The 22,600-nt window shown below is 73.1% G+C and carries 16 protein-coding genes and 1 pseudogene; 9 read left to right on the forward strand and 8 right to left on the reverse strand.

From position 1 onward, the window contains the following. Positions 1–186: 186 nt before the first annotated feature. From ACZ5Y0_RS01470 to ACZ5Y0_RS01490, 5 genes are all read right to left on the reverse strand, one after another. Positions 187–1,503 carry an RNA polymerase sigma factor gene (locus ACZ5Y0_RS01470; RefSeq protein ID WP_469126609.1) on the reverse strand — a complete coding sequence of 439 codons (1,317 nt, stop codon included), beginning with the start codon at positions 1,501–1,503 and terminating at the stop codon, positions 187–189. 103 nt (positions 1,504–1,606) lie between these two features. Then, entirely contained in the window at positions 1,607–3,511 is a 1,905-nt protein-coding gene (gene dnaG, locus ACZ5Y0_RS01475; protein ID WP_469126610.1) for a DNA primase, read from the reverse strand. A gap of 246 nt (positions 3,512–3,757) precedes the next feature. Beyond that, a complete protein-coding gene (locus tag ACZ5Y0_RS01480) occupies positions 3,758–5,023 on the reverse strand; it encodes an NAD(P)/FAD-dependent oxidoreductase (protein WP_469126611.1) in 1,266 nt (421 codons plus the stop codon). 130 nt (positions 5,024–5,153) lie between these two features. Then, positions 5,154–6,407 (reverse strand): deoxyguanosinetriphosphate triphosphohydrolase, encoded by a 1,254-nt coding sequence (locus ACZ5Y0_RS01485; protein ID WP_469126612.1) that lies wholly within the window; start codon positions 6,405–6,407, stop codon positions 5,154–5,156. Between the two features lie 88 nt (positions 6,408–6,495). After that, a complete protein-coding gene (locus ACZ5Y0_RS01490; protein ID WP_469126613.1) occupies positions 6,496–7,392 on the reverse strand; it encodes a sirohydrochlorin chelatase in 897 nt (298 codons plus the stop codon). 236 nt (positions 7,393–7,628) lie between these two features. Between ACZ5Y0_RS01490 and ACZ5Y0_RS01495 the strand changes: the two genes are divergently transcribed. Together ACZ5Y0_RS01495 and ACZ5Y0_RS01500 are read left to right on the forward strand one after the other, a co-directional pair. Next, complete coding sequence (locus ACZ5Y0_RS01495; RefSeq protein ID WP_469126614.1) at positions 7,629–8,306, forward strand: SanA/YdcF family protein; 678 nt, start codon at positions 7,629–7,631, stop codon at positions 8,304–8,306. A gap of 181 nt (positions 8,307–8,487) precedes the next feature. Beyond that, complete coding sequence (locus ACZ5Y0_RS01500; RefSeq protein ID WP_469126615.1) at positions 8,488–10,680, forward strand: molybdopterin oxidoreductase family protein; 2,193 nt, start codon at positions 8,488–8,490, stop codon at positions 10,678–10,680. Positions 10,681–10,830: 150 nt separating this feature from the next. Here the strand turns inward: ACZ5Y0_RS01500 and ACZ5Y0_RS01505 are convergent, their stop codons facing one another. Further along, positions 10,831–12,477, reverse strand: coding sequence for a M4 family metallopeptidase (locus ACZ5Y0_RS01505; protein WP_469126616.1), 1,647 nt, complete (start codon positions 12,475–12,477; stop codon positions 10,831–10,833). Positions 12,478–12,950: 473 nt separating this feature from the next. On the opposite strand from ACZ5Y0_RS01505, the gene ACZ5Y0_RS01510 reads away from it, so the two are divergent. Further along, positions 12,951–13,481 carry a hypothetical protein gene (locus ACZ5Y0_RS01510; RefSeq protein WP_469126617.1) on the forward strand — a complete coding sequence of 177 codons (531 nt, stop codon included), beginning with the start codon at positions 12,951–12,953 and terminating at the stop codon, positions 13,479–13,481. A 116-nt stretch (positions 13,482–13,597) separates the two neighbouring features. Continuing rightward, positions 13,598–14,218, forward strand: a complete 621-nt coding sequence (locus ACZ5Y0_RS01515; RefSeq protein ID WP_469126618.1) for a class F sortase — start codon at positions 13,598–13,600, stop codon at positions 14,216–14,218. 249 nt (positions 14,219–14,467) lie between these two features. Here ACZ5Y0_RS01515 and ACZ5Y0_RS01520 read toward each other — a convergent pair whose 3' ends face one another. Beyond that, positions 14,468–15,250 (reverse strand): sulfite exporter TauE/SafE family protein, encoded by a 783-nt coding sequence (locus ACZ5Y0_RS01520; protein WP_469126619.1) that lies wholly within the window; start codon positions 15,248–15,250, stop codon positions 14,468–14,470. Between the two features lie 290 nt (positions 15,251–15,540). Between ACZ5Y0_RS01520 and ACZ5Y0_RS01525 the strand changes: the two genes are divergently transcribed. The 3 genes from ACZ5Y0_RS01525 to nirD are packed head-to-tail and all read left to right on the forward strand — an operon-like array spanning position 15,541 to position 19,700. Then, positions 15,541–16,752: an NAD(P)/FAD-dependent oxidoreductase gene (locus tag ACZ5Y0_RS01525; protein ID WP_469126620.1), complete on the forward strand. Its 1,212-nt coding sequence runs from the start codon at positions 15,541–15,543 to the stop codon at positions 16,750–16,752. Further along, positions 16,753–19,350 (forward strand): nitrite reductase large subunit NirB, encoded by a 2,598-nt coding sequence (gene nirB / locus ACZ5Y0_RS01530; protein ID WP_469126621.1) that lies wholly within the window; start codon positions 16,753–16,755, stop codon positions 19,348–19,350. Beyond that, a complete protein-coding gene (gene nirD, locus ACZ5Y0_RS01535; RefSeq protein WP_469126622.1) occupies positions 19,347–19,700 on the forward strand; it encodes a nitrite reductase small subunit NirD in 354 nt (117 codons plus the stop codon). Before nirB ends, nirD begins: the two co-directional genes overlap by 4 nt. A 34-nt stretch (positions 19,701–19,734) precedes the next feature. Here the strand turns inward: nirD and ACZ5Y0_RS01540 are convergent, their stop codons facing one another. Further along, positions 19,735–20,655 (reverse strand): oxidoreductase, encoded by a 921-nt coding sequence (locus ACZ5Y0_RS01540; protein WP_469126623.1) that lies wholly within the window; start codon positions 20,653–20,655, stop codon positions 19,735–19,737. 151 nt (positions 20,656–20,806) lie between these two features. On the opposite strand from ACZ5Y0_RS01540, the gene ACZ5Y0_RS01545 reads away from it, so the two are divergent. Continuing rightward, entirely contained in the window at positions 20,807–21,970 is a 1,164-nt protein-coding gene (locus ACZ5Y0_RS01545; protein WP_469126624.1) for an alkaline phosphatase PhoX, read from the forward strand. A 278-nt stretch (positions 21,971–22,248) separates the two neighbouring features. Further along, positions 22,249–22,359, forward strand: a pseudogene (locus tag ACZ5Y0_RS01550) (excalibur calcium-binding domain-containing protein); the annotation flags it as partial. Positions 22,360–22,600 lie beyond the last annotated feature (241 nt).

Consider the following 22,600-nt stretch of genomic DNA (forward strand, 5'->3'; position numbering starts at 1 on the left):
TGCGTGCGACGGCGAGGCGGAGGGTCGCACCGGTGCCGGGTGTGTCGGGGCGATCCCGGCGAAGCGGGTGCGGGCGCCTCCTCTGCGGGAGTGCGTGCCAGGCGTCGCCGGGCGGACGGTACTTTCGGAGAACGGCCTGGAGAGACGGACGAGGGGGGGGCCGCGTCCCGGCGGGCGGCCCCCCGGTCAGTCCAGGTAGCCCCTGAGCTGGTCCGCGAAGGCGTGGTCGCGGAGCTTGCCGAGGGTCTTGGACTCGATCTGCCGGATGCGCTCCCGGGTGACGCCGAAGATGCGGCCTATCTCCTCCAGGGTGCGGGGGCGGCCGTCGGCCAGGCCGTAGCGGAGCTGGACGACCTTGCGCTCACGCTCGCCGAGCGTCGACAGCACCGCCTCCAGATGCTCCCTGAGCAGCAGGAACGCCGCCGACTCCACGGGGCTGGCGGCGTCGCCGTCCTCGATGAGGTCGCCGAGGTTCACGTCGTCCTCCTCGCCCACGGGGGCGTGCAGGGAGACCGGCTCCTGGGCCAGCCGCAGCACCTCCCCGACGCGCTCGGGGGCGAGGTCGAGCTGGGCGGCGACCTCGTCGGCGGTGGGCTCGTAGCCGCGCTCCTGGAGCAGCCGGCGCTGGACGCGGACGACGCGGTTGATCAGCTCCACCACGTGCACGGGGACGCGGATCGTGCGGGCCTGGTCGGCGAGGGCGCGGGACATGGCCTGCCGGATCCACCAGGTGGCGTAGGTGGAGAACTTGTAGCCGCGGGCGTAGTCGAACTTCTCGACCGCCCGGATCAGCCCGAGGTTTCCCTCCTGGACCAGGTCGAGCATGGTCAGACCGCGGCCGACATAGCGCTTGGCGACCGACACGACGAGGCGCAGGTTCGACTCGATGAGGCGGCGCTTGGCCATCCGGCCCATGACCACGAGCTTGTCCAGGTCGAGGGCCAGGTCGCTGTCCACGTCGGGGGTGCCGCTCAGTTTCGCCTCGGCGAACAGGCCGGCCTCCACGCGGCGGGCCAGCTCCACCTCCTCGGCGGCGGTGAGCAGCGGGATCCGGCCGATCTCGCGCAGGTACTGGCGGAACAAATCCGAGGAGGGGCCGGAGGTGTCGACGAAGCGCGGGGCGGGCGCATCGACGGGTTCGGGGACCTCGTCGAGCGCCTCGGCGGGCGGGTCCTCCGATGCCGGGCCGGCCGGCCCCGCCCCTGGCTCCGGCTCCATGGCCGTCTCCAGGTGACGTACGGCACGGTTCTGCGGTGGGACCGCGACCAGGACGCCCCTCTCGCCGTCCGGTTCCGTGCCGTCGGTACACGCGTCGGTCTGGGTGAGGGTCCGGGTCTGCACGGGGGCGACCTCCAGGGTGATCGCTGCCGGGAGATGCGGCAGCGCTGCTTCGAGGGCGGAGTCGGCGGCCTCGCCGCTGTCCGTCCCGTACGCGATGAGCGGAACCGCGGGGGTGAGGGACCCGTCGGGGACGGATCGGCCGCGCTCCGAGGACTCAGGCACCGCCACCCAGTGTGGAGTACGACACATCGCCGCCACGAGGGGCGTGCGATGAATTTTTGCGTCCGGTCCGTGACCGGGTGCTGATCCGCCGGTCGGAATCCGCTCAGAGCGCCGCGGCCCCGTGCCCGCGCAGTGCCTGGTCGTACTGCTGGAGGACCCACAGCTCGTTCTGTACGGCCGCCAGTTGGGCCGGGTCGCCGCCGGCGGAGAGCCGGGCCAGCTGGGACTGGACGTCGCGGACCCGGCGCTCCACGGCGCGCCGGCGGACCTGGACGAGGACGGTGCCCGCGTACACGTCGTCGACCGCGCGCCGCATGATCGGCTCCACGGCCAGCTCGGTGACCATGGCGCGGACCGTGTCGTCGGGCGCGGCGTCCCGCACCCGCACCAGGTACTCCTGTCCGTCCTGTACGCCCGACTCGGCGCCGCCCGCGTCCTGGATCGCCGCGCGTACGGCGGCGTAGGGGGCGGCGGTGAACTCGTCGACGCCGTACGCGTCGAAGGCCGGGGAGACCAGCTCGGGGCGCTGGAGGGCGAGCTTGAGCAGCTCGCGCTCGGTGGCGTAGACGGGGTTGCGCAGGGTGAGGGCGGGGCCGCCGGCGGCGGGGCGGGGGGCGGCCTCGTAGGGCTGGGCGGAGCCGCCGCGGGCCGGTGCCGGGCCCCTGCCGCCGCGGTCGCGGGCCCAACGGGCCAGCTGCGCCACGCGCTTGACGACGAACTGGGTGTCGAGGATGCCGAGCATGCCGGCCAGCTGGACGGCGACCTCGTGCTGGGCACCGCTGTTCTTGATGCGGGCGACGACCGGGGCGGCCTCGTCGAGGGCGGCGGCCCGGCCGCCCGGGGTCTCCAGGTCGTAGCGCGCGACGATCTGGCGGAGAGCGAACTCGAACAGCGGGGTGCGGGGTTCGACCAGGTCGGCGACCGCCTCGTCGCCCTTGGCCAGCCGCAGGTCGCAGGGGTCCATGTTGTCCGGCGCGATGGCGATGTACGTCTCGGCGGCGAACTTCTGGTCGTCCTCGAAGGCGCGCAGGGCCGCCTTCTGGCCGGCCGCGTCGCCGTCGAAGGTGAAGATCACGCGCGCGGAGCCGTTGTCCATCAGCAGGCGGCGGAGGATCTTGATGTGGTCGGTGCCGAAGGCGGTGCCGCAGGTCGCGATGGCGGTGGTGACGCCGGCCAGGTGGCAGGCCATGACGTCGGTGTAGCCCTCGACGACGACCGCGCGGGACGCCTTGGCGATGTCCTTCTTCGCGAGGTCGATGCCGTAGAGGACCTGCGACTTGCGGTAGATCGCGGTGTCCGGCGTGTTGAGGTACTTGGGGCCGTTGTCGCTGTCGTAGAGCTTGCGGGCGCCGAAGCCGACGACCTCGCCGCCGATGTCGCGGATGGGCCACATGAGCCGGCCGCGGAAGCGGTCGATGGGGCCGCGGCGTCCCTCCTGGGCGAGACCGGAGAGGACCAGTTCCTTGTCGCTGAAGCCCTTGCCGCGCAGGAAGCGGGTGAGGTGGTCCCAGCCCTGGGGGCTGTAGCCGACGCCGAAGTGGACGGCGGCGGCCTGGTCGAAGCCGCGCTCGGCGAGGAAGATCCGTCCGGCGTCGGCCTCGGGGCTGACGGCGAGCTGCTCGGCGTACCACTCCGCGGCGATCTTGTGGGCCTCGACCAGGCGGATGCGTTCGCCGCGCTGGTGGGAGGGGTTGTAGCCGCCCTCCTCGTAGCGCAGGGTGATGCCGGCCTGGGCGGCGAGGCGCTCGACGGCCTCGGAGAAGGTGAGGTGGTCGACCTTCATCACGAACGTGATGGTGTCGCCGCCCTCCTGGCAGCCGAAGCAGTGGAAGAGGCCCTTGCTGGGGCTGACCTGGAAGGACGGTGACTTCTCGTCGTGGAAGGGGCACAGGCCCTTGAGGTTGCCGCCGCCCGCGTTGCGCAGCTGGAGGTACTCGGACACCACGGCGTCGATCGGAACCGCGTCCCGAACCGCCTTCACGTCCTCGTCGTTGATCCGTCCTGCCACGTGGTGATTCTACGGGGGTGGACCGACAACCCCGGGACGGCGAACCCCGCGACGGCCGGGGCCTGTCGTTTGGAGCATCCCGGCGTCGCGGGGTCCGGCATGTGCGTCTGCGGATTTGTCGCCGGTTGCCGATGCTCCGCGTCGCCGCCCTCCTCCGCCGTGCAGCCGCACGCACCGGACCCCGCTCGGGTCGACCACGTGGCGCCGCAGCTCACGGCCAGGCTGATCCAAACGACAGACCTGGTTCTAGGCGGTCAACCCCTCGAGGGGCACGTGGGGATCCGCCAGCGCCTCGGTGTCGACCGGGACGCCCGTGCGCACCAGCTTCTGGATGTGCTCTGTGACGTCCCACACGTTCACGCTCATCCCCGCCAGCACCCGGCTCTCCTTCACCCAGAACGCGACGAACTGCCGCTTCCCCGCGTCCCCCCGGATCACCACCTCGTCGTACGTCCCCGGCGGCGCCCAACCGCTGTACTCCATCCCCAGGTCGTACTGGTCGGAGAAGAAGTAGGGCACGCGGTCGTAGCTGACGTCCCTGCCGAGCATGGCGCGGGCGGCGGCCGGTCCGCCGTTCAGGGCGTTGGCCCAGTGCTCGACCCGCAGCGTCGTGCCGAACGTGCCGAGCGGGAAGGACGCCACGTCGCCGGCGGCGTGGATGTCGGGGTCGGAGGTGCACAGCCTGGCGTCCACCGCGATGCCGCCGCCGTGGACCCGGTCGGCCAGCTCCAGCCCGGCCGCCTCGGCGAGCGCGGTGCGCGGGGCGGCCCCGATCGCGGCGAGCACGTCGTGCGCCGGGTGTTCCTCGCCGTCGTCCGTGCGGGCGGCGAGAACCATGCCGTCCTGGCCGACGATCTCGGTGAGCCGGACGCCGAAGTGGAAGCGGACGCCGTGCTCGCGGTGCAGCTCCGCGAAGACATTGCCCAGCTCCGGGCCGAGGACGCCGTGCAGCGGGGTCGGCTCCGGTTCGACGACGGTGACCTCCGCGCCGTACTCACGGGCCGCCGCGGCGATCTCCAGGCCGATCCAGCCGGCGCCGGCGATCACGAGGTGCCCGTTCTCGCGGCCGAGTGCGGCGAGGACGCCCTTGAGGCGGTCGGCGTGCGCGAGGCGACGCAGGTGGTGGACGCCCGCGAGGCCGGTTCCGGGGATGTCGAGGCGGCGGGGTTCGGAGCCGGTGGCCAGCAGCAGCTTGTCGTAGTGGACGAGGCTGCCGTCGTCGCCGAAGCGGACCGTCCTCGCCGTACGGTCGATCACGTCGACGGTCCGGCCCAGGTGCAGCTCGATGTCGTTGCGCGCGTACCAGGCGGGTTCGTGCACGAAGACGCTCTCGCGGCTCTCCTTGCCGAGCAGGAAGCCCTTGGAGAGGGGCGGGCGCTCGTAGGGGTGGTCCCGTTCGTCGCTGATCAGTATCACGCGGCCGGTGAAGCCCTCGGCCCTGAGTGTCTCGGCCGCCTTGGCGCCGGCCAGGCCCCCTCCGACGATGACGAATGTCTGATCCGCGTCGACCACGTGATGCCTCCTCGTAACAGTGCCGCCACCCGAGCGTCCCCCACGCGGCGGGAGGGGGGAAGAGGGGGTGACCCGATCAGGCCAGGGAGTGTCACGTGCGCGGCCGTGCGGGCGCGGGGGCCCGCGCCGTTCAGGACTTTCCGGTGAAGCGGGCGTGCAGGGAGCGGGCCGAGGCGTCGGTGAGGGAGGCGATCTGGTCGACGATCACCCGCTTGCGGGCGCGATCGTCGACGGCCCGGTCGAACAGGGCGCGGAACTGGGGGTCCAGGCCGTCGGGGGCACGCGCGGTGAACGCCTCGGCCAGCTCGCTGATGACCACGCGCTGGTCGGCGCGGAGCACTTCCTGCTCGGCGCGCTGCATGACGTACCGGTCGGCGACCGCCTTGAGGACCGCGCACTCCAGGCGCGTCTCGTGGGGTACGACGAGCTCGGCCGCGTAGCGGGTGAGGCGTCCCGAGCCGTACCTCGCGCGCGTGGCGACCTCGGCGGCCAGGCAGAAGCGCCCGATGAGCTGGCTGGTGGCGTCCTTCAGGCGGGCCTGGGCGACGGCCGTGCCGTCGTAGCCGTGCGGCCACCACTGCTGGTCCTGGAGCCGGTCCAGGGCGGCGGCGAGTTCTGCGGGGTCCGTGTCCGCGGGGACATAGCGGCCGACGGCGACGCGGAAGACCTCCGCGCGCTCCGGTTCGGCGTGCAGGCAGTTGGGGTCGATGTGGCCGGCGTGCAGGCCGTCCTCCACATCGTGCACCGAGTAGGCCACGTCGTCCGACCAGTCCATGACCTGTGCCTCGAAGCACGTGCGGGTGCCGGGGGCCTCCTTGCGGACCCAGTCGAAGACGGGGCGGTCGTCGTCGTAGACGCCGAACTTGGGGGACGCCGGGTCGGTGGGGTGGGCGCCGCGCGGCCAGGGGTACTTGGTGGCGGCGTCCAGGGTGGCGCGGGTGAGGTTGAGGCCGACGGAGCCCTCGGGGGTGAAGCGCTTGGGTTCGATGCGGGTGAGGAGGCGCAGCGACTGGGCGTTGCCCTCGAAGCCGCCGCAGTCGCGGGCGAAGTCGTTCAGCGCCTGTTCGCCGTTGTGTCCGAACGGGGGGTGGCCGAGATCGTGGGAGAGGCAGGACGCCTCGACCAGGTCCGGGTCGCAGCCGAGGGCCGCGCCCAGTTCCCGGCCCACCTGGGCGCACTCCAGGGAGTGGGTGAGGCGCGTGCGGGGGGTGGCGTCCCAGGCGTCGGTGCGGGTGCCGGGGGTCACCACCTGGGTCTTGCCGGCGAGCCTTCTGAGCGCCGAGGAGTGCAGGACGCGGGCGCGGTCGCGCTGGAATGCGGTGCGGCCGGGGCGCTTGTCGGGCTCCGCCGCCCAGCGTTCTGTTGACGGCACGTCGTAGGGCATGTCACGACAGTAAGCGGCGGCAGTGACAATCGGGGCGTCACCCGGCTGCCGGGTGGTGCGGAACGCGGCTTTGCCGCCCCGTGTGCCCTCAGGCGGCGTTGCTGCCGACGCTCACCGCGCATGCCTGGTCGTAGCGGTGCAGGACCAGGTGGGCCATCGCCTCGTGGGTGCCGAGGGGGGCCGCGGCGATCCAGGGGGCGGCCTGCGCGCACTCGGTGGCGAACCGGCCGGGGGCCGTGAAGCAGGAGGCGACGGCAACCCGGTGGCGGCCTCTCGCGGCCAGGGCGCGGATCGCCGCGGGAACCGTGGGCGCGGCCGTGGAGGCGTACGCCGGGACCACGGGGACGCCGAGACGGTCCGCCAGGAGCCGGGCCGTACGGCCGGTGTCGACGGCCGAGTCCGGGTCGCGGGAGCCCGCCGCCGCCAGGACCACCGCGCTCTCGCGGCGCTCGGCGTCCGTCATACGGGTGGGCCAGCCGGCCTCGACGAGACGCGCGTACAGGGTCTCCACGAGGAGGGGGTGCGGGCCGAGCGGTGCGGCCACGCGGGTGTGTACCCGCACCTCGGCGGCCATCTCGGGGATGTCCCGGCGCACGTGGTAGCCGCGGCTGAGCAGCAGCGGGACGAGGACCGCCGCCGCCGTGTCCGCCGCGTCGAGGCCGACGAGGGTGTCGGACAGCAGCGGCTCGTTGAGTTCGATGTGCCCGAGGTGCACGGGCAGGCCCGGACGCAGGTCGCGGACACGCTCCAGGAGCGTGCTGACGGTGATCAGGGCCCGCGGGTCGCGGCTGCCGTGGGCGACGACCACCAGGGCGGGCGGGCCGGGACGCCGGCGGCCGTCGAGCGGGACGAGGCTGGGCCGGCCGGCGGGCTGGGAGCTGATCCGGTTCATGAGGTGCGCCGTACTGTCGAGGTGGGAGCCACCGGGCAGCGGGCTGCCGGGGCGGTGGTGGGACTCGTCGTACATGGAGGGCGACGCTGTCATGGACCGATCCTGGCGGCGCGAGGTTGCGCCGCCGTTGCGTGACCGTCACGAGTGTTTTCCGGGGGTTCACCGCGCGCGTGGCCGCCTTGTGAGGTGCGGTGCGAGCCCTGGGGCCGGTGTGTGACGGGGCCGGTGTGACCAGAGTGACGCGAGCTGACCGAACCGGCCCGCCCCTCGTGGCGTCTTCCCGGGTCGAGGCCGCAAGGGCAGGCCGGACCGGCAGCAGGGGGCACCGTATGAAGATCCGCCGACCGCGGCTTCCGCACACCCGCACGGGGTGGCGGCGACTGGTGCAGGGCGTGATGGCCGCCTGTGTGCTCGGGCTGCTCCCGGCCACCTGGCTGTACGTGTCGACCGGTGACCGGCTGGGCACGACGGCCGACGCGCCGCGCACCGAGGTCGCGGTGGTGTTCGGTGCCGGTCTGTGGGCCGGTGAGCCGTCGCCCTACCTCGCGCACCGGCTGGACGCGGCGGCGACGCTGTACCGCGAGGGGCGGGTGAAGGTCGTGCTCGTCACCGGCGACAACAGCCGTGAGGACTACGACGAGCCCGACGCGATGCGCACCTATCTGACGAAGCACGGCGTTCCGGACGCGCGGATCGTCAGCGACTACGCGGGCTTCGACACCTGGGACTCCTGCGTACGCGCCAGGAAGATCTTCGGGGTCGACCGGGCGGTCCTCATCAGCCAGGACTTCCACATCCGGCGGGCGGTCGCGCTGTGCGAGGCCGCGGGCGTCGACTCGTACGGCGTCGGCGTCGCCGCCAAACACGACGCGACCTGGTACTACGGGGGAGCACGGGAGATCTTCGCGGCCGGCAAGGCGGCGCTGGACGCGGTGTTCGAACCGGATCCGCGGTTCCTCGGACCCGAGGAACCCGGTGTGACGCGAGCACTGGCGTCGGCCGGATAGGGGCCGTACAGCGCACCCGCCCGCGTCCGCCCCCCGCCGCGCCTCCCACCCGGCCCTGTGCCTCCTGCCCGCCCCCACACCCACGCCTCACGCCGGGCGGGCGCCCGCCGGGAGGGCACCACCACACCGCCGTAACAGGACACCGCACGGCGTGTAACACGGCCGAAGCACGCTGGAGCGCATGGAGACCACCTCGACGCCCACCCACTGCCCGTACTGCGCCCTGCAGTGCGGGATGAACCTGTCGCCCACGCCGGAGGGCGGCGTCGAGGTGACCGAGCGCGTGGACTTCCCGGTGAACCGGGGCGCGCTGTGCGGCAAGGGCCGCACAGCGCCGGCCGTGCTCTCGTCCCGGGTGCGGCTGACCTCCCCGTTGGTGCGCTCCGGCGGCACGCTCGTGCCCGCCACGTGGGACGAGGCACTCGACCGGATCGCAGGTGAGCTGGGCAGGATCCGGACGGAGCACGGACCCGACGCGCTCGGGGTGTTCGGCGGGGGCGGGCTGACGAACGAGAAGGCGTACACGCTCGGCAAGTTCGCGCGGGTGGTCCTCGGCACCTCGCAGATCGACTACAACGGCCGCTTCTGCATGTCCTCCGCGGCGGCCGGCGGCATCAAGGCCTTCGGCCTGGACCGGGGGCTGCCGTTCCCCCTGGAGGACATCCCGAGGACCGGCTGCGTGATCCTCGTCGGTTCCAACCTCGCGGAGACCATGCCGCCCTCGCTGCGCTTCTTCAGCGAGCTGCGCGAGAACGGCGGCACGCTGATCGTCATCGACCCGCGCCGCACGAAGACCGCCGAGCAGGCCGACCTGCATCTGACGCCCCGGCCCGGTACCGATCTCGCGCTCGCGCTGGGGCTGCTGCACCTGGTCGTCGCCGAGGGACGGGTCGACGAGGAGTACGTACGGGAGCGGACGTCCGGCTGGGAAGAGGCACGGGCGGCGGCGATGGCCCACTGGCCGGAGCATGTGGAACGGATCACGGGGGTGTCCGTTCCACAGCTCCGGGAGACCGTGCGGATGTTCTGCGAGCCGCAGTCCGCGATGGTGCTCACCGCGCGCGGTCCCGAGCAGCAGTCCAAGGGCACCGACACGGTCGGCGCGTGGATCAACCTGTGCCTGGCGACCGGGCGGGCGGGCCGCCCGCTGTCCGGGTACGGCTGCCTCACCGGGCAGGGCAACGGACAGGGCGGGCGCGAACACGGCCAGAAGGCGGACCAGCTGCCCGGCTACCGCAAGCTGGACGACCCGGCGGCGCGCCGGCACGTGGCCGAGGTGTGGGGCGTGGACCCCGACAGCCTGCCCGGTCCGGGGCGCAGCGCCTACGAGCTGCTCGACGCGATGGGCACCGACATCCGCTCACTGCTGCTGATGGCGTCCAACCCGGTGGTGTCCGCGCCGCGTGCCGCGCACATCGAGGAGCGCCTCAAGTCGCTCGACTTCCTCGCCGTCTGCGACGTGGTGCTGTCGGAGACGGCCGCTCTCGCGGACGTCGTCCTGCCCGTCACCCAGTGGGCCGAGGAGACCGGGACGACGACCAGCCTGGAAGGGCGCGTGCTGCTGCGGCGGCGGGCGATCACTCCGCCCGAGGGGGTGCGCAGCGACCTGGAGGTGCTGCACGAGCTGGCCGCCCGGCTCGGGGTGGAGAAGGGTTTCCCCACCGATCCCGAGGAGGTCTTCGAGGAGCTGCGCCGGGCGAGCGCGGGCGGGCCCGCGGACTACTCCGGGATCACCTACCGGCGCCTGGCGGAGGAGAACGGGGTGTTCTGGCCGTGCCCGGCGGCGTGGGGGGCGGCGGGCGCGGAGGGAGCGGCAGGCGCGAAGGGCGCCGTCGCGGACGGCGACGGCGAGGACGGCGGTTTCGACGTGTTCCCGGAGGACCCCGCGCACGACGAGGCCGGCACCGTCCACCCCGGAACACCCCGTCTCTTCCTCGACCGGTTCGCCACGGACGACGGCCGGGCGCGTTTCGTGCCGGTCTCGCACCGGCCCGTCGCCGAGGAACCTGATGAGGAGTACCCGGTGTTCCTCACCACCGGGCGGGTCGTGGCCCAGTACCAGTCCGGCGCCCAGACCCGGCGCGTGGACGAGCTGAACGCCGCCGCGCCCGGCCCGTTCGTGGAGCTGCATCCCCGCCTCGCGGCGCGGCTGGGTGCGGCCGAGGGGGATCCGCTGGCCGTCGTGTCGCGGCGGGGCCGGGCGGTGGCACCGGCCCGGATCACCACCGGCATCCGCCCCGACACCGTTTTCATGCCGTTCCACTGGCCCGGCGAGGGCCGCGCCAACACCCTGACGAACCCGGCTCTGGACCCGACCTCACGGATGCCCGAGTTCAAGGTCTGCGCGGTGCGGGTGGAGATCGCCGGAGCGTGAGACCCGGAGCGTGAGACCCGCTTGCCCGCGGGCGGACCACGCCCCTTGCGGAGCAGGCCCCAGCCCGACGACCGATGGGCGGCACCCGTGAAGGGGTGCCGCCCGCGGTCGTTCCCTGCTCCTGTTCCTGCTTCCCTGCGATAGGAGCGGTCAGTTGACGTTGACCGCGCTCCAGGCCGCCGCCACCGCGTTGTGCTCCGCGCTGCCGGCGCCGTAGAGGTCGCGGGCGGCGTTGAGCGTGGCCGTGCGGGCGCCCGCGTAGTTGGTGGACGACGTCATGTAGACGGTCAGCGCCCGGTACCAGATCTTGCCGAGCTTGTCCCGGCCGATGCCCGTCAGCGTCGAGCCGTTGGACGTCGGGGAGTTGTAGGTGATGCCGTTGACGGTCTGGCTGCCGCTGCCCTCCGCGAGGAGGAACGCGAAGTGGTTGGCGACGCCCGAGGAGTAGTGGACGTCCAGGCCGCCGACCGAACTGCTCCAGAAGTCGGCCGACTTGCCGTCCCTGGAGGGCTTGTCCATGTAGCGCAGGGCGTCCTTGCCGAAGCCGGAACGGACGATCTTCTCGCCGATGAGGTAGTCGCCGACGTCGGAGGAGTTGCCGGCGTGGAACTCCACGAGGGTGCCGAAGATGTCGGAGGTCGCCTCGTTCAGGCCGCCGGACTCGCCCGAGTAGGTCAGCTTGGCGGTCTTCGAGGTCACACCGTGGCTCATCTCGTGCCCGGCCACGTCCAGTGACACCAGCGGGCCGAGCTGGGTGCCGTCGCCGTCGCCGTAGGTCATGCAGAAGCAGCTGTCGTCCCAGAAGGCGTTGTTGTAGGCGTTGCCGTAGTGGACGCGGTTGTAGGAGCCCTTGCCGTCGTTGCCGATGCCGTTACGGCCGTGGACGTTCTTGTAGTAGTCCCAGGTGACGTTCGTGCCGTACTGCGCGTCCGCCGCCACCGTGGCGCGGTCCGCGGTCGCGCCGGTCCCCCAGTGGTTGTCGGCGTCCGTGAACACGGTCGAGGGGGCGCGGCTGATGCAGATGCCGAAGATGCACAGGTCGGTCTTGTTGGCCGCGTCGCCGGTGTACGTGTTTCCGCGGGTGGGGTCCTTGAGCTGGTACGCCGCTCCGGAGAGGGTCGTCTCCAGCGGGACCGTGCCCCCGTACAGGGACCTGCCGTCGCCGGTCGCGGTCTCCAGGGTGTCCCAGGCGTCGATCTGGGCGCCCGTGCGGGCGTCGGTCAGGACGGCGCGGGCCACCGGGTTGCCCTGGGCGTCCAGTGCGGCGACGTTCGTCTGCCAGGCCAGCTTCGGGGCGCCGTGCAGGGCGTCGACGACCAGCCGCGGCTTCGCGGTCACCTTCTTCAGGGCCTCGCCGAGGTGTGCGGCGCGCAGGGCGTTCGCGGCGGTGTCGGCGGCCTTGGGAGCTGTGAGGGCGGGGACGATGGTGGGCAGGGAGATCTCGCCCCCGGTGGCGCGGTCGGCGCCGCGGTAGCTGCCGTCGGGCCTGAGATGGACCACGAAGTCGCCGCCGAGGACGGGGAGTTCTCGGTAGGTGCGGTCGTAGCGGACGTGCTGGGTGCCGTCCTTGTCGACGATGACGTCCCGGACGGCGGTGCCCTGGGCCGCGGTCAGGCCCAGGCTCGCGGCACGCTCGGCCAGTACGGCGGCGGCGTTGTCCAGCGCGGTGGCCCGGTTCGGTCTGTCGGCCGCACCGGCGCCGGGGGCGAGTACGGCGGCCAGGAGGGTGGCCGTGGTGGCGGCGATGCCGGCGGTGGCGAGACGGGAACCTCGGGCGTGCTGCCGTATCCGACTCATCGGTCTCCTCGGGATCCTCGGGAAGGCGCCGTGCGGGCGCGTGGGGGGTGGCGCTGAGGTCGTCCTGAGATTTAAGGGGGCATGACATGTCATGTCCATAGCGCGTGCGTGCGGGTGCGGTGCGGGAGGAGCACCGGACCCGTGTGGACGGCGACCGTTCCCCCGCCCGCCACGGACGGGGCCGCACCGCTTCCCGAACCCGGTCCCGCCCCAGGTCACCCGTTCACACCCCCGCCCCGCCCCCTTCGGGTTCTTTTCCGCGGGCTGCCTCCCGCACGGCGGTGACCTGCCGAAACCCGAGTGGATGCACTCTCGCGGCCCATCCTCCTGACACCCGTTCACCACATTCCTGACGCCCGTTCGGGAAGCGCGCTCACGTCGCTGCCACTTACCTCGGAGGAGCAGGGGCGCGACCGACATAGCGGCACATGGGGATGTCGCGGGCCGCCCTCGCGAAAGCTCGGAGGAGCACGATGCGACCCACCGCCGCCCGCCTGTTGACCGGTACCGCGCTCGCGGTGGCCACCGCGGCCGGGCTCGCCGCGCCCGTCCAGGCCGCCGCCACCGCAAGCGGCAGCCTGGACGTGTACCCCTCCACCGCCGTGCCGGGCGACCAGGTCAGCGTGAACACGGCGGCGTGCGGCGACCCGGGGGCGGCCGCGGGCGACGCGGGCGCGGTCGGCGCCGGACCCTTCACGCTCGCGCCGAGCAGCCACGACGGTGAGGCGATCGGGCAGTTCCGGGTGCCGCCGAGCGCGCAGCCGGGGACGTACGAGATCGTCGCGCAGTGCGCCGAGGACGGACGCAGGGTCGCCGGGGACCTGGTGGTCGTCCTGAGTTCCGCGCGGGAGCAGGTGTATCCCCGGGGAAGTGTGAAGACGGGGGTCGGCGGCGCTCTGGGCCCCGACCCCGTGCAGACCGCGGCCGGCGTGACGGCTCTCGCCGTCGCCGCCGCGGGCGGTACCTGGCTCCTGCATCGCCGGGCGAGAGGCGACGGGATCTGACGGACACCCTCCGCTGTCCGTCCGCCGGTACCGCATGTCCCCTCCCCCTCCGGGTCCGACGCCCCTCGCGGCCCGGAGGGGGCAGGGGGTTCCGTCAGGGAGAGGGGTGTGCACACATGCGCGGAGTCGTCGGCGACACCGTCATAGCGGCCGTCACCGCGGTCGCCCTCTGCTCGGGTGCGTGGCTGCTGCACGGCGGCGCCGCGACGCACGCCCCGCCACAGCCGTCGGCCGCCGAGGCCCGTCCGGGCGGGGCCGACCCGCGGTCCGCTCCCGCGCTGCCGCCGTCCCCGCCCGACCGCGTCCGGATCCCCTCGATCCGGGTCGACGCCCCTCTCATGGGCCTCGGCCTGACCGCGTCCGGCAGCCTCGACGTGCCGCCGGACGCGAAGAAGAACCTCGCCGGCTGGTACGAGTCCGGCACGACCCCCGGTGAGACCGGCACCGCGATCGTCGCCGGGCACGTCGACGACGCGGACGGCCCGGCCGTCTTCTACGACCTCGGCGCCCTGCGCCGGGGTGCCACGATCGAGGTGGACCGGCGCGACGGCGGGACCGCGGTGTTCACCGTCGACGCGGTCGAGGTCTACGACGCCCGCGACTTCCCCGACGAGAAGGTGTACGGGGCCGCCACGCGGCCCGAGTTGCGGGTGATCACCTGTGGCGGCGGTTACTCGCGGACAACGGGTTACCGGGGGAACGTGGTGGTGTTCGCCCATCTGACGGGGAGCCGGTGAACCCCTGGGACCCGTCGGAGGGCCGCGGCCCGGCCCTCAGCTCCGCTGCCGTCCCCCGAAGCGTGTTCCCGAAGTCCCGTCCGTCCCGCGACGCCGGGCACGCACTCCCCCAGAAGGGGGCACCCCCGCCGCGTTGTCGGCACCGCCCCGACACACCCGGTGCCGGGGCGACCCTCCGCCTCGCGACCGGCACGCGCCGGACGCCGCCGGGCCCGCCCTGCGGGCGGACAACACCACTTTCTCGACGCCCTAGGCCACCCACTGCTCGTACGCCAGGTTCGCCACCAGCGCGAACACCACCGTCAGCAGCACGATCCGGACGAAGCCACTGCCCTTCTTCAAGGCCGTGTGGGCGCCGAGCATGCCGCCCGCGAGGTTGAAGGCGGCCATCGGGACCGCCAGCTGCCACAGCACCGCCCCCTGCCAGGCGAAGGTGGCCAGCGCGCCCGCGTTGGTGCAGCAGTTGACGATCTTGGCGGTGGCGGAGGCGGTGACCAGATCGAGATGGAGGACGGCGGTCAGGGCGAGGACCAGGAAGGTGCCCGTGCCGGGGCCGATGAGTCCGTCGTAGAAACCGATTCCGAGACCGGCGAGGCCGATCGCGGCGAGGACGCGGCGCGGGCCCGCCGGGCCGGTGCCGGGGGCGGTGCCGAAGGCCGGGCGCAGGATCACGAAGGCGGCCACGCCGAGCAGCACCACCATGATCACCGGCTTGAGGACGTCCGTGCTCATCCCGGCCGCGAAGAAGGCGCCCGCGGAGGACCCGGCGAGCGCGGCGAGCCCGATCCGTACGGCCACCCCCACGTCGACCGGCGCCTTGCGGGCGTACGTCACCGCCGCGCCGGAGGTGCCGACGATCGCGACCGCCTTGTTGGTGCCGAGGGCGTGCGCGGCCGGGGTGCCGGCCGGCAGGCCGAGCAGCAGGACCGGCAGGAGCAGGAGCCCTCCCCCGCCGACCACGGCGTCGATCCAGCCGGCCGCGAGGGCGGCGAGGCAGAGGACGACGACCATGGTCAGCGATATGTCGGGCATGATCGCGACCCTAGGGACCGGATACGTGGTTCGTCCATGGAACTGAGGCACTCCTGAGCTTCGGGCCGGTCACGCGCCCCGGCACCGGCCCGGCGACGGCTCACACCACCGCACACGGGCCAGGCGCCGGACGCCCCCTCCCCCCCACGCCGGCCGCGCGAACTCACACGCCGCCCCCCGCGCACCCCGGGAACCCTCACACCCCCGCCCCGCCCCCGCTGAGGGCAGCGTTCCGCGCGGGAAACAACGGTGATGCGGCCGGGTAACCTCCGCACCGCACGCTCGATGTCATGACCTCGAATCAGCGTGTGGTGGTGATCGGAGCCGGCCTGGCGGGCGTACGCCTCGCCCGCCGACTCGGTGAGCTGGGCACGCCCGCACTGCTGATCGGCGACGAGGAACACCGGCCGTACAACCGGGTCCTGCTCGCCGAGGTGCTGGCCGGCCGGTACGCCCCCGAGGTGATCGCCCTGCCCACGCCCGCCGAACTCGTCCGGGCCCGGGTGACCGCGATCGACCGCGAGCGGCGCAGTCTGGCCTGCGCGGACGGCTCGGAGATCGCCTACGACACGCTGGTGCTGGCCACCGGCTCCAACCCGGTGCTGCCGCCGCTGCGCGGACTGTTCACGCCGGACCACGAACTGCCGGAGGGCGTCCACGCCTTCCGCACCATGGACGACTGCCTGGGGCTGTCGAAGGCGGTCCGGCCGGGCGTGCGGGCCGTCGTCATCGGCGGCGGGCTCCTCGGGGTCTCCGCCGCCCGCGCACTGGCCGTACGCGGCGCGCAGGTGGTCCTCGCCCAGCAGTCCGAACGGCTCATGGAGCGCCAGCTCGACCCGAACGCCTCAGGGCTGGTGCTGCGGCACCTGCGGGACCTCGGTGTCGAGGTGCACACCGAGTGCCGGGTCCGGGACGTGCGCTGCGTCGGAGGCGCGGTCCGCTCGGTGGAGATGGCCGACGGCTACGCCCTCGACGCCGACCTGGTGGTCCTGGCCTGCGGGGTCCACCCCCGCACCGGCCTCGCCAGGGAAGCCGGACTCGCCGTCCACAAGGGCGTTGTCGTCGACGACCGGCTGCGCACCTCCGACCCGCACATCCGCGCGATCGGGGACTGCGTCCAGCACGAGGGCGAGGTCTACGGACTCGCCGCCCCCGCGCTGGAACAGGCGGACGTGCTGGCCGAGTCGCTGGCCGGTGACGCCGACGCCCGGTACTCGGGGACCCGATCCCTGACCCGCCTCACGCTCCACGGGCACTCCGCCTTCGACCTCGCCGCGTTCGGCGAGACCGAGGCGCGCCCCGGCGACGACGTCGTCCAGCTCACCGACGCGACCCGCGGCACCTACCGCAAGGTCGTCGTCCGCGACGACCGCCTGGTCGGCGGCGTGCTCGTCGGCGAACTCGGCACCGTCGGCGCGCTCGCCCGCGCCTGGGAGGGAGCAGAGCCGCTCCCCCACGACGGCCCCCTGCTCCACCTGCTCACCAACGACGGAGGCTCCTGAATGACCGCCACCCCGGGGGCCACCCCCACGATCGTGCTCGTCGGCCACGGCATGGTCGGCCAGCGCTTCCTCGAGGCGCTCGCCGAGCGCGGCCTGACCGCCACGCACCGTGTGGTCGTGCTGTGCGAGGAGCCGCGTCCCGCCTACGACCGCGTCCAGCTCACCTCCTATTTCTCGGGCCGGACGCCCGAGGACCTCTCCATGACCGACATGGAGTTCATCAAGGACCACGGCATCGAGCTGCACCTCGGCGACCCGGCGGAGACCATCGACCGTGACGCCCGCACGGTGACCGCCCGCTCGGGCCTGGTCGTCGACTACGACGTGCTGGTGCTGGCCACCGGCTCCTACCCGTTCGTGCCTCCGGTCCCCAACAAGGACGCCGAGGGCTGCTTCGTCTACCGCACGATCGAGGACCTCCTCGCCATCGAGGAGTACGCCAGGTCACGGGCCACGACGGGCGCGGTGGTCGGCGGCGGCCTGCTCGGCCTGGAGGCCGCGGGCGCCCTGAAGGGCCTCGGACTCACCTCCCACATCGTGGAGTTCGCGCCGCGCCTGATGCCGGTGCAGGTCGACGAGGGCGGGGGCGCGGCGCTGCTGCGCACCATCGAGGAGATGGGCCTGAGCGTCCACACGGGAGTCGGCACCCAGGAGATCGTGACGGACGACTCCGGTGCCGTCACCGGCATGAAGCTGTCCGACGGATCCGAACTCGCCACCGACCTGGTGGTGTTCAGCGCCGGCGTCCGCCCCCGCGACCAGCTGGCCCGCGACTGCGGTCTGACGGTCGGCGACCGCGGCGGCATCGCGGTCGACGAGCAGTGCCGCACGGTCGCCGACCCGCACGTCTTCGCGATCGGCGAGTGCGCGCTGGCCGCCGACGGCCGGGTGTACGGCCTGGTCGCTCCCGGATACGAGCAGGCCGAGACGGCCGCCGCGACGATCGCCGCCGACGAGGCCGCCTTCACCGGCGCCGACCTCTCCACCAAACTGAAGCTGCTCGGCGTGGACGTGGCCTCCTTCGGCGACGCGCACGGCACCGCCGAGGACTGCCTCGACGTCGTGTACTCCGACTCCCGCTCGGGCCTGTACAAGAAGCTGGTCATCGGCCGCGACGGCACGCTGCTCGGCGGCATCCTGATCGGGGACGCGGACGCCTACGGCACCCTGCGCGCCCTCACCGGCTCGGTCCCGCCGATCGCGCCCGAATCGCTGGTCCTGCCGGCCGGGGCCGGCGGCGGCGCCCAGCTCGGCCCGTCCGCCCTGCCCGACGAGGCGGTGGTCTGCTCCTGCCACAACGTCACCAAGGGCACCATCCGCGGCGCGGTCACCGAGCACTCCTGCACCACCGTGCCCGAGGTGAAGAAGTGCACCAAGGCCGGTACCGGTTGCGGCAGTTGCGTCAAGGTCCTCGGCCAGCTCGTCACCGCGGAGCTGGAGGCCGGCGGCGTGGAGGTCGACAAGGGCCTGTGCGGCTGCTTCTCGCAGACCCGCGAGGAGCTGTACGAGATGGTGCTCGCCCTGCGCATCAACACCTACCAGGACCTGCTCGACCGCTACGGCCGCGACGGCGCGCGGGGCGGCGACGGCTGCGACGTCTGCAAGCCCGCGATCGCCTCGATCATCGCGTCCCTCGCCCCCACGATCGGCGCGAGCGGCTACGTCCTGGACGGCGAGCAGGCAGCGCTCCAGGAGACCAACGACCACTTCCTCGCCAACCTCCAGAAGAACGGCTCCTACTCGGTCGTGCCGCGCATCCCCGGCGGCGAGATCACGCCCGAGGGCCTGATCGTCATCGGTGAGATCGCCCGCGACTTCGGCCTCTACACGAAGATCACCGGCGGCCAGCGGATCGACATGTTCGGCGCCCGCGTGGAACAACTCCCCCTCATCTGGGCCCGCCTGGTCGACGCGGGCTTCGAATCGGGCCACGCCTACGGCAAGTCCCTGCGCACCGTGAAGTCCTGCGTCGGCCAGACCTGGTGCCGCTACGGCGTCCAGGACTCCGTCCGCATGGCGATCGACCTGGAGCTGCGCTACCGGGGCCTGCGCTCCCCGCACAAGCTGAAGTCCGCCGTCTCCGGCTGCGCCCGCGAGTGCGCCGAGGCCCAGTCCAAGGACTTCGGCATCATCGCCACCTCCAACGGCTGGAACCTGTACGTCGGCGGCAACGGCGGGGCCACCCCGCGCCACGCCGACCTTCTCGCCCAGGACCTCGACGACGCCGGACTGATCCGCCTGATCGACCGGTTCCTGATGTTCTACATCCGCACCGCCGACCGGCTGGAGCGCACCTCGACCTGGCTGGAGCGGATCCCCGGCGGCCTGGACCACGTCAGGGACGTGGTGGTGGAGGATTCCCTCGGCATCTGCGAGGAGCTCGAGTCCCTGATGACCGCGCATGTGGCCCATTACGCCGACGAGTGGGCGACCACCATCAACGACCCCGAGAAGCTGGCCCGGTTCGTGTCCTTCGTCAACGCGCCGGACACTCCCGACCCGGTCGTCGGCTTCGTCCCCGAGCGCGACCAGATCAAGCCCGACCTGCCGCTGCTCTCCATCGGCAACCGTCCCCTGGAAGGGAGCGCCCAGCGATGACCCTGGCACTCGAGACGACCGACCTGCACGTGCAACTTCGGCTCGGCGCGGACTGGTTCACGGTGTGCGACCTGAGTTCGCTGGTCCCCGGCCGCGGCGTGGCGGCACTCCTGCCCGACGGCCGCCAGGTGGCCCTGTTCCGGGACCGGGCGGGAGAGCTGTACGCCGTCGACAACCGTGACCCCTTCAGCGGCGCGGCGGTCCTCTCCCGCGGCCTGACCGGCTCGGTCCAGGGCCGGCCGTTCGTCGCCTCGCCCCTGCTCAAGCAGCGCTTCGACCTGCGCAGCGGGCAGTGCCTGGACGACGACACGGTCCGCATCACGACGTACGACGTGCGCGCGACGCTGTGAACGCCCTTCAGCAGGTGGGCGGTTGCCGCCGGCCTCAGTTGCTGAGACCGGTGTAGGACACCCCGGTCAGTCGCTCCGACTCCGCCCACAGGCGGCGGCCCGCGCGGTCGTCCACGGTCCAGGGCGCCCGCCACGAGGGGGCGGGCGCCCCCCGCCACGTCGCGCGGGACGGGCCGGTGAAGGAGTCGGGGCGCACGTCCGGCGCGGTCGCCGCGTACAGGACGGGCAGCGCGCCGGCCTCGGCGGACTGGGCGAAGACGCGGTTGCCGGCCGCCATGAGCCGCTCGGCGATCGGGCGGCCCGCGGCCCGGGGCCCGGCCGTCTGGAGGCCGGTCGCCGCGTATCCGGGATGGGCGGCCGCCGCGACCACCTCGGCGCCGGACGCCTCCAGTCGGCGCGCCAGCTCGTGCGTGAACAGCAGGTTGGCGGTCTTGGACCGGCCGTAGGCGGTCCAACGACGGTAGCGGCGCTCGCTGTTGAGGTCACCGGGGTCGATGTTGCCGAGCAGGTGGGCCATGCTGGAGACGGTCACCACGCGAGCCCGGGGTGCCGCGAGCAGCGCGGGCATGAGCACTCCGGTGAGGGCGAAGTGCCCGAGGTGGTTCACCCCGAACTGGGTCTCGAACCCGTCGGCGGTCGTGCCGTACGGCATCGCCATCACGCCCGCGTTGTTGACGAGCAGGTCGAGGCGGTCGTAGGGGCGGGCGAAGCGGCGCACCGAGGCGAGGTCGCCGAGGTCCAGTCTGCGCAACTCGACGTCGGCGTCCGGCACCTCACCGGCCAGCCGGGCGACGGCTGCCCGCCCCCGTGTCTCGCTCCGGCAGGCGAGGACGACCCGCGCCCCTCTGCGGGCCATCTCCCGCGCGGTGACGTAGCCCAGTCCGCCGTTGGCGCCGGTGACGACGGCGGTGCGGCCGCTCTGGTCGGGGATGTCGCGCGTGTTCCAGCCGGGCATGGCCGTGCTCCCTCCGCTGCTGTCCCCAGCCTAGGCATTTCCCCGTCACGACGTGTCCACGACACGGACATCCGGCGCTCGTAGCCTCCCTGAGCACACGACCCCGCGGCCGACCGGCCGCGGGTGGTCACGACACCCCCTGGGAGTGAACGTGGAACGTCGTACCCTCCTGCGTGCGGCCGTCCTCGGCGGGTCCTCCGCCGTGCTCGGCGGAACCCTGTGGCGCGGCGCCGCGTACGCCGCGCCGGCACAGCCCGGCACGAGCCCGTACGGGGCGCTCGGCTCGCCGGACGCGAACGGCGTCAGGCTCCCGGCCGGCTTCACCAGCCGGGTGATCGCCCGCTCCGGGCAGACGGTGCCCGGCACGTCGTACACGTGGCACAACGCCCCTGACGGAGGGGCCTGTTACGCCGACGACGGGGGTGGGTGGATCTATGTCTCCAACTCGGAGATCAACCCGTCCGGCGGAGCGAGCGCGGTGAGGTTCTCGTCGACGGGCGCGGTCACCGGCGCCTACCGCATCCTGTCCGGCACTCGGCAGAACTGCGCGGGCGGGAAGACCCCGTGGAACACCTGGCTGTCCTGCGAGGAGGTGTCCCTGGGCTACGTCTACGAGACGGACCCGTGGGGCGTGAACGCGGCCGTGCGGCGGCCGGCGATGGGCCGCTTCAAGCACGAGGCCGCCGCCGCCGACCCGGTGCGCAAGGTGATCTACCTGACCGAGGACGAGACGGACGGCCGTTTCTACCGCTTCGTGCCGACGACGTGGGGCAGTCTGGCTTCCGGCACGCTCCAGGTCATGGTCGCCGGCAGCGCCACGTCCGGCTCGTTCACCTGGGCGAACGTCCCCGACCCCGACGGCTCCCCCACCACCACCCGCACCCAGGTGTCCGGCTCGAAGTCCTTCAACGGCGGTGAGGGCTGCCACTACGCGAACGACACGGTCTGGTTCACGACGAAGGGCGACAACCGGGTCTGGCAGCTCGACCTCACGAACAACACCTACGAGCCGGCGTACGACGACTCCCTGGTCACCTCCGGCACGGCCCCTCTCACCGGGGTCGACAACATCACCGGCTCCGCCTCCGGTGACCTGTTCGTCGCGGAGGACGGCGGCACCATGGAGATCTGCCTGATCACCCCGGCCGACGTGGTCGCCCCGTTCCTGCGCGTCGACGGACAGTCGGGCTCGGAGATCACCGGCCCGGCCTTCTCCCCCGACGGCACCCGCCTGTACTTCTCCAGCCAGCGCGGTACGTCGGGCAGTTCGTCCGGCGGGATCACGTACGAGGTGAAGGGCCCGTTCCGGGTCTGACCCTCCGTCCTCCCGCCGCGCCCCTCTCCGGGTGCGGAAGGAGCCCGACAGCCGAGGAGGGGGACACGGTCGCTCCTCCCTGCCCGCCCCCCCGTCCGAACTGGCCTGCGCCTTACGGACCGTGGACCGTCGCTACCGCTTCCGCACTCTGCCCGACCCCTGCACGGACACCTCCACACCGTGGTGGCACCGCCGCCTGGCGGAGGGAGCGGAGGGCCGGTGACCCCGACGGCGCCCACAGAACGATCACGAAAGGGTCCACCGGCTTCGACACCACCAGCGTCCACTACGCCAACTGCGCCGAGGCCCGAGCCGCGGGCGCGGCCCCCGTCCACGCGGGCGACCCCGGCTACGGCAGACACCTGGACCGGGACGGAGACGGAACGGGTGACGATCAGGGAACCCCGCGGGGGCCCCTGGCTCCGGTGGCCCGCGCCACGCCGCCGTCCGGGTCGGACTGATCGCACCGCCCCCGCGGCGGGAACGCGTGTCCGGCCGACCGCGCACAACCGCGCACAAGAGGGCGGCACCCCCGCACGGGTGCCGCCCTCTCTCGGTGCGCCGGAGCCGCCGCGATCGGTGCTGAGGGTCGGGGACCGCAGCGGCTCCGGGGTTGGAGGGGGGTGAGGA

This window comes from Streptomyces sp. NPDC033216 (assembly GCF_055577115.1).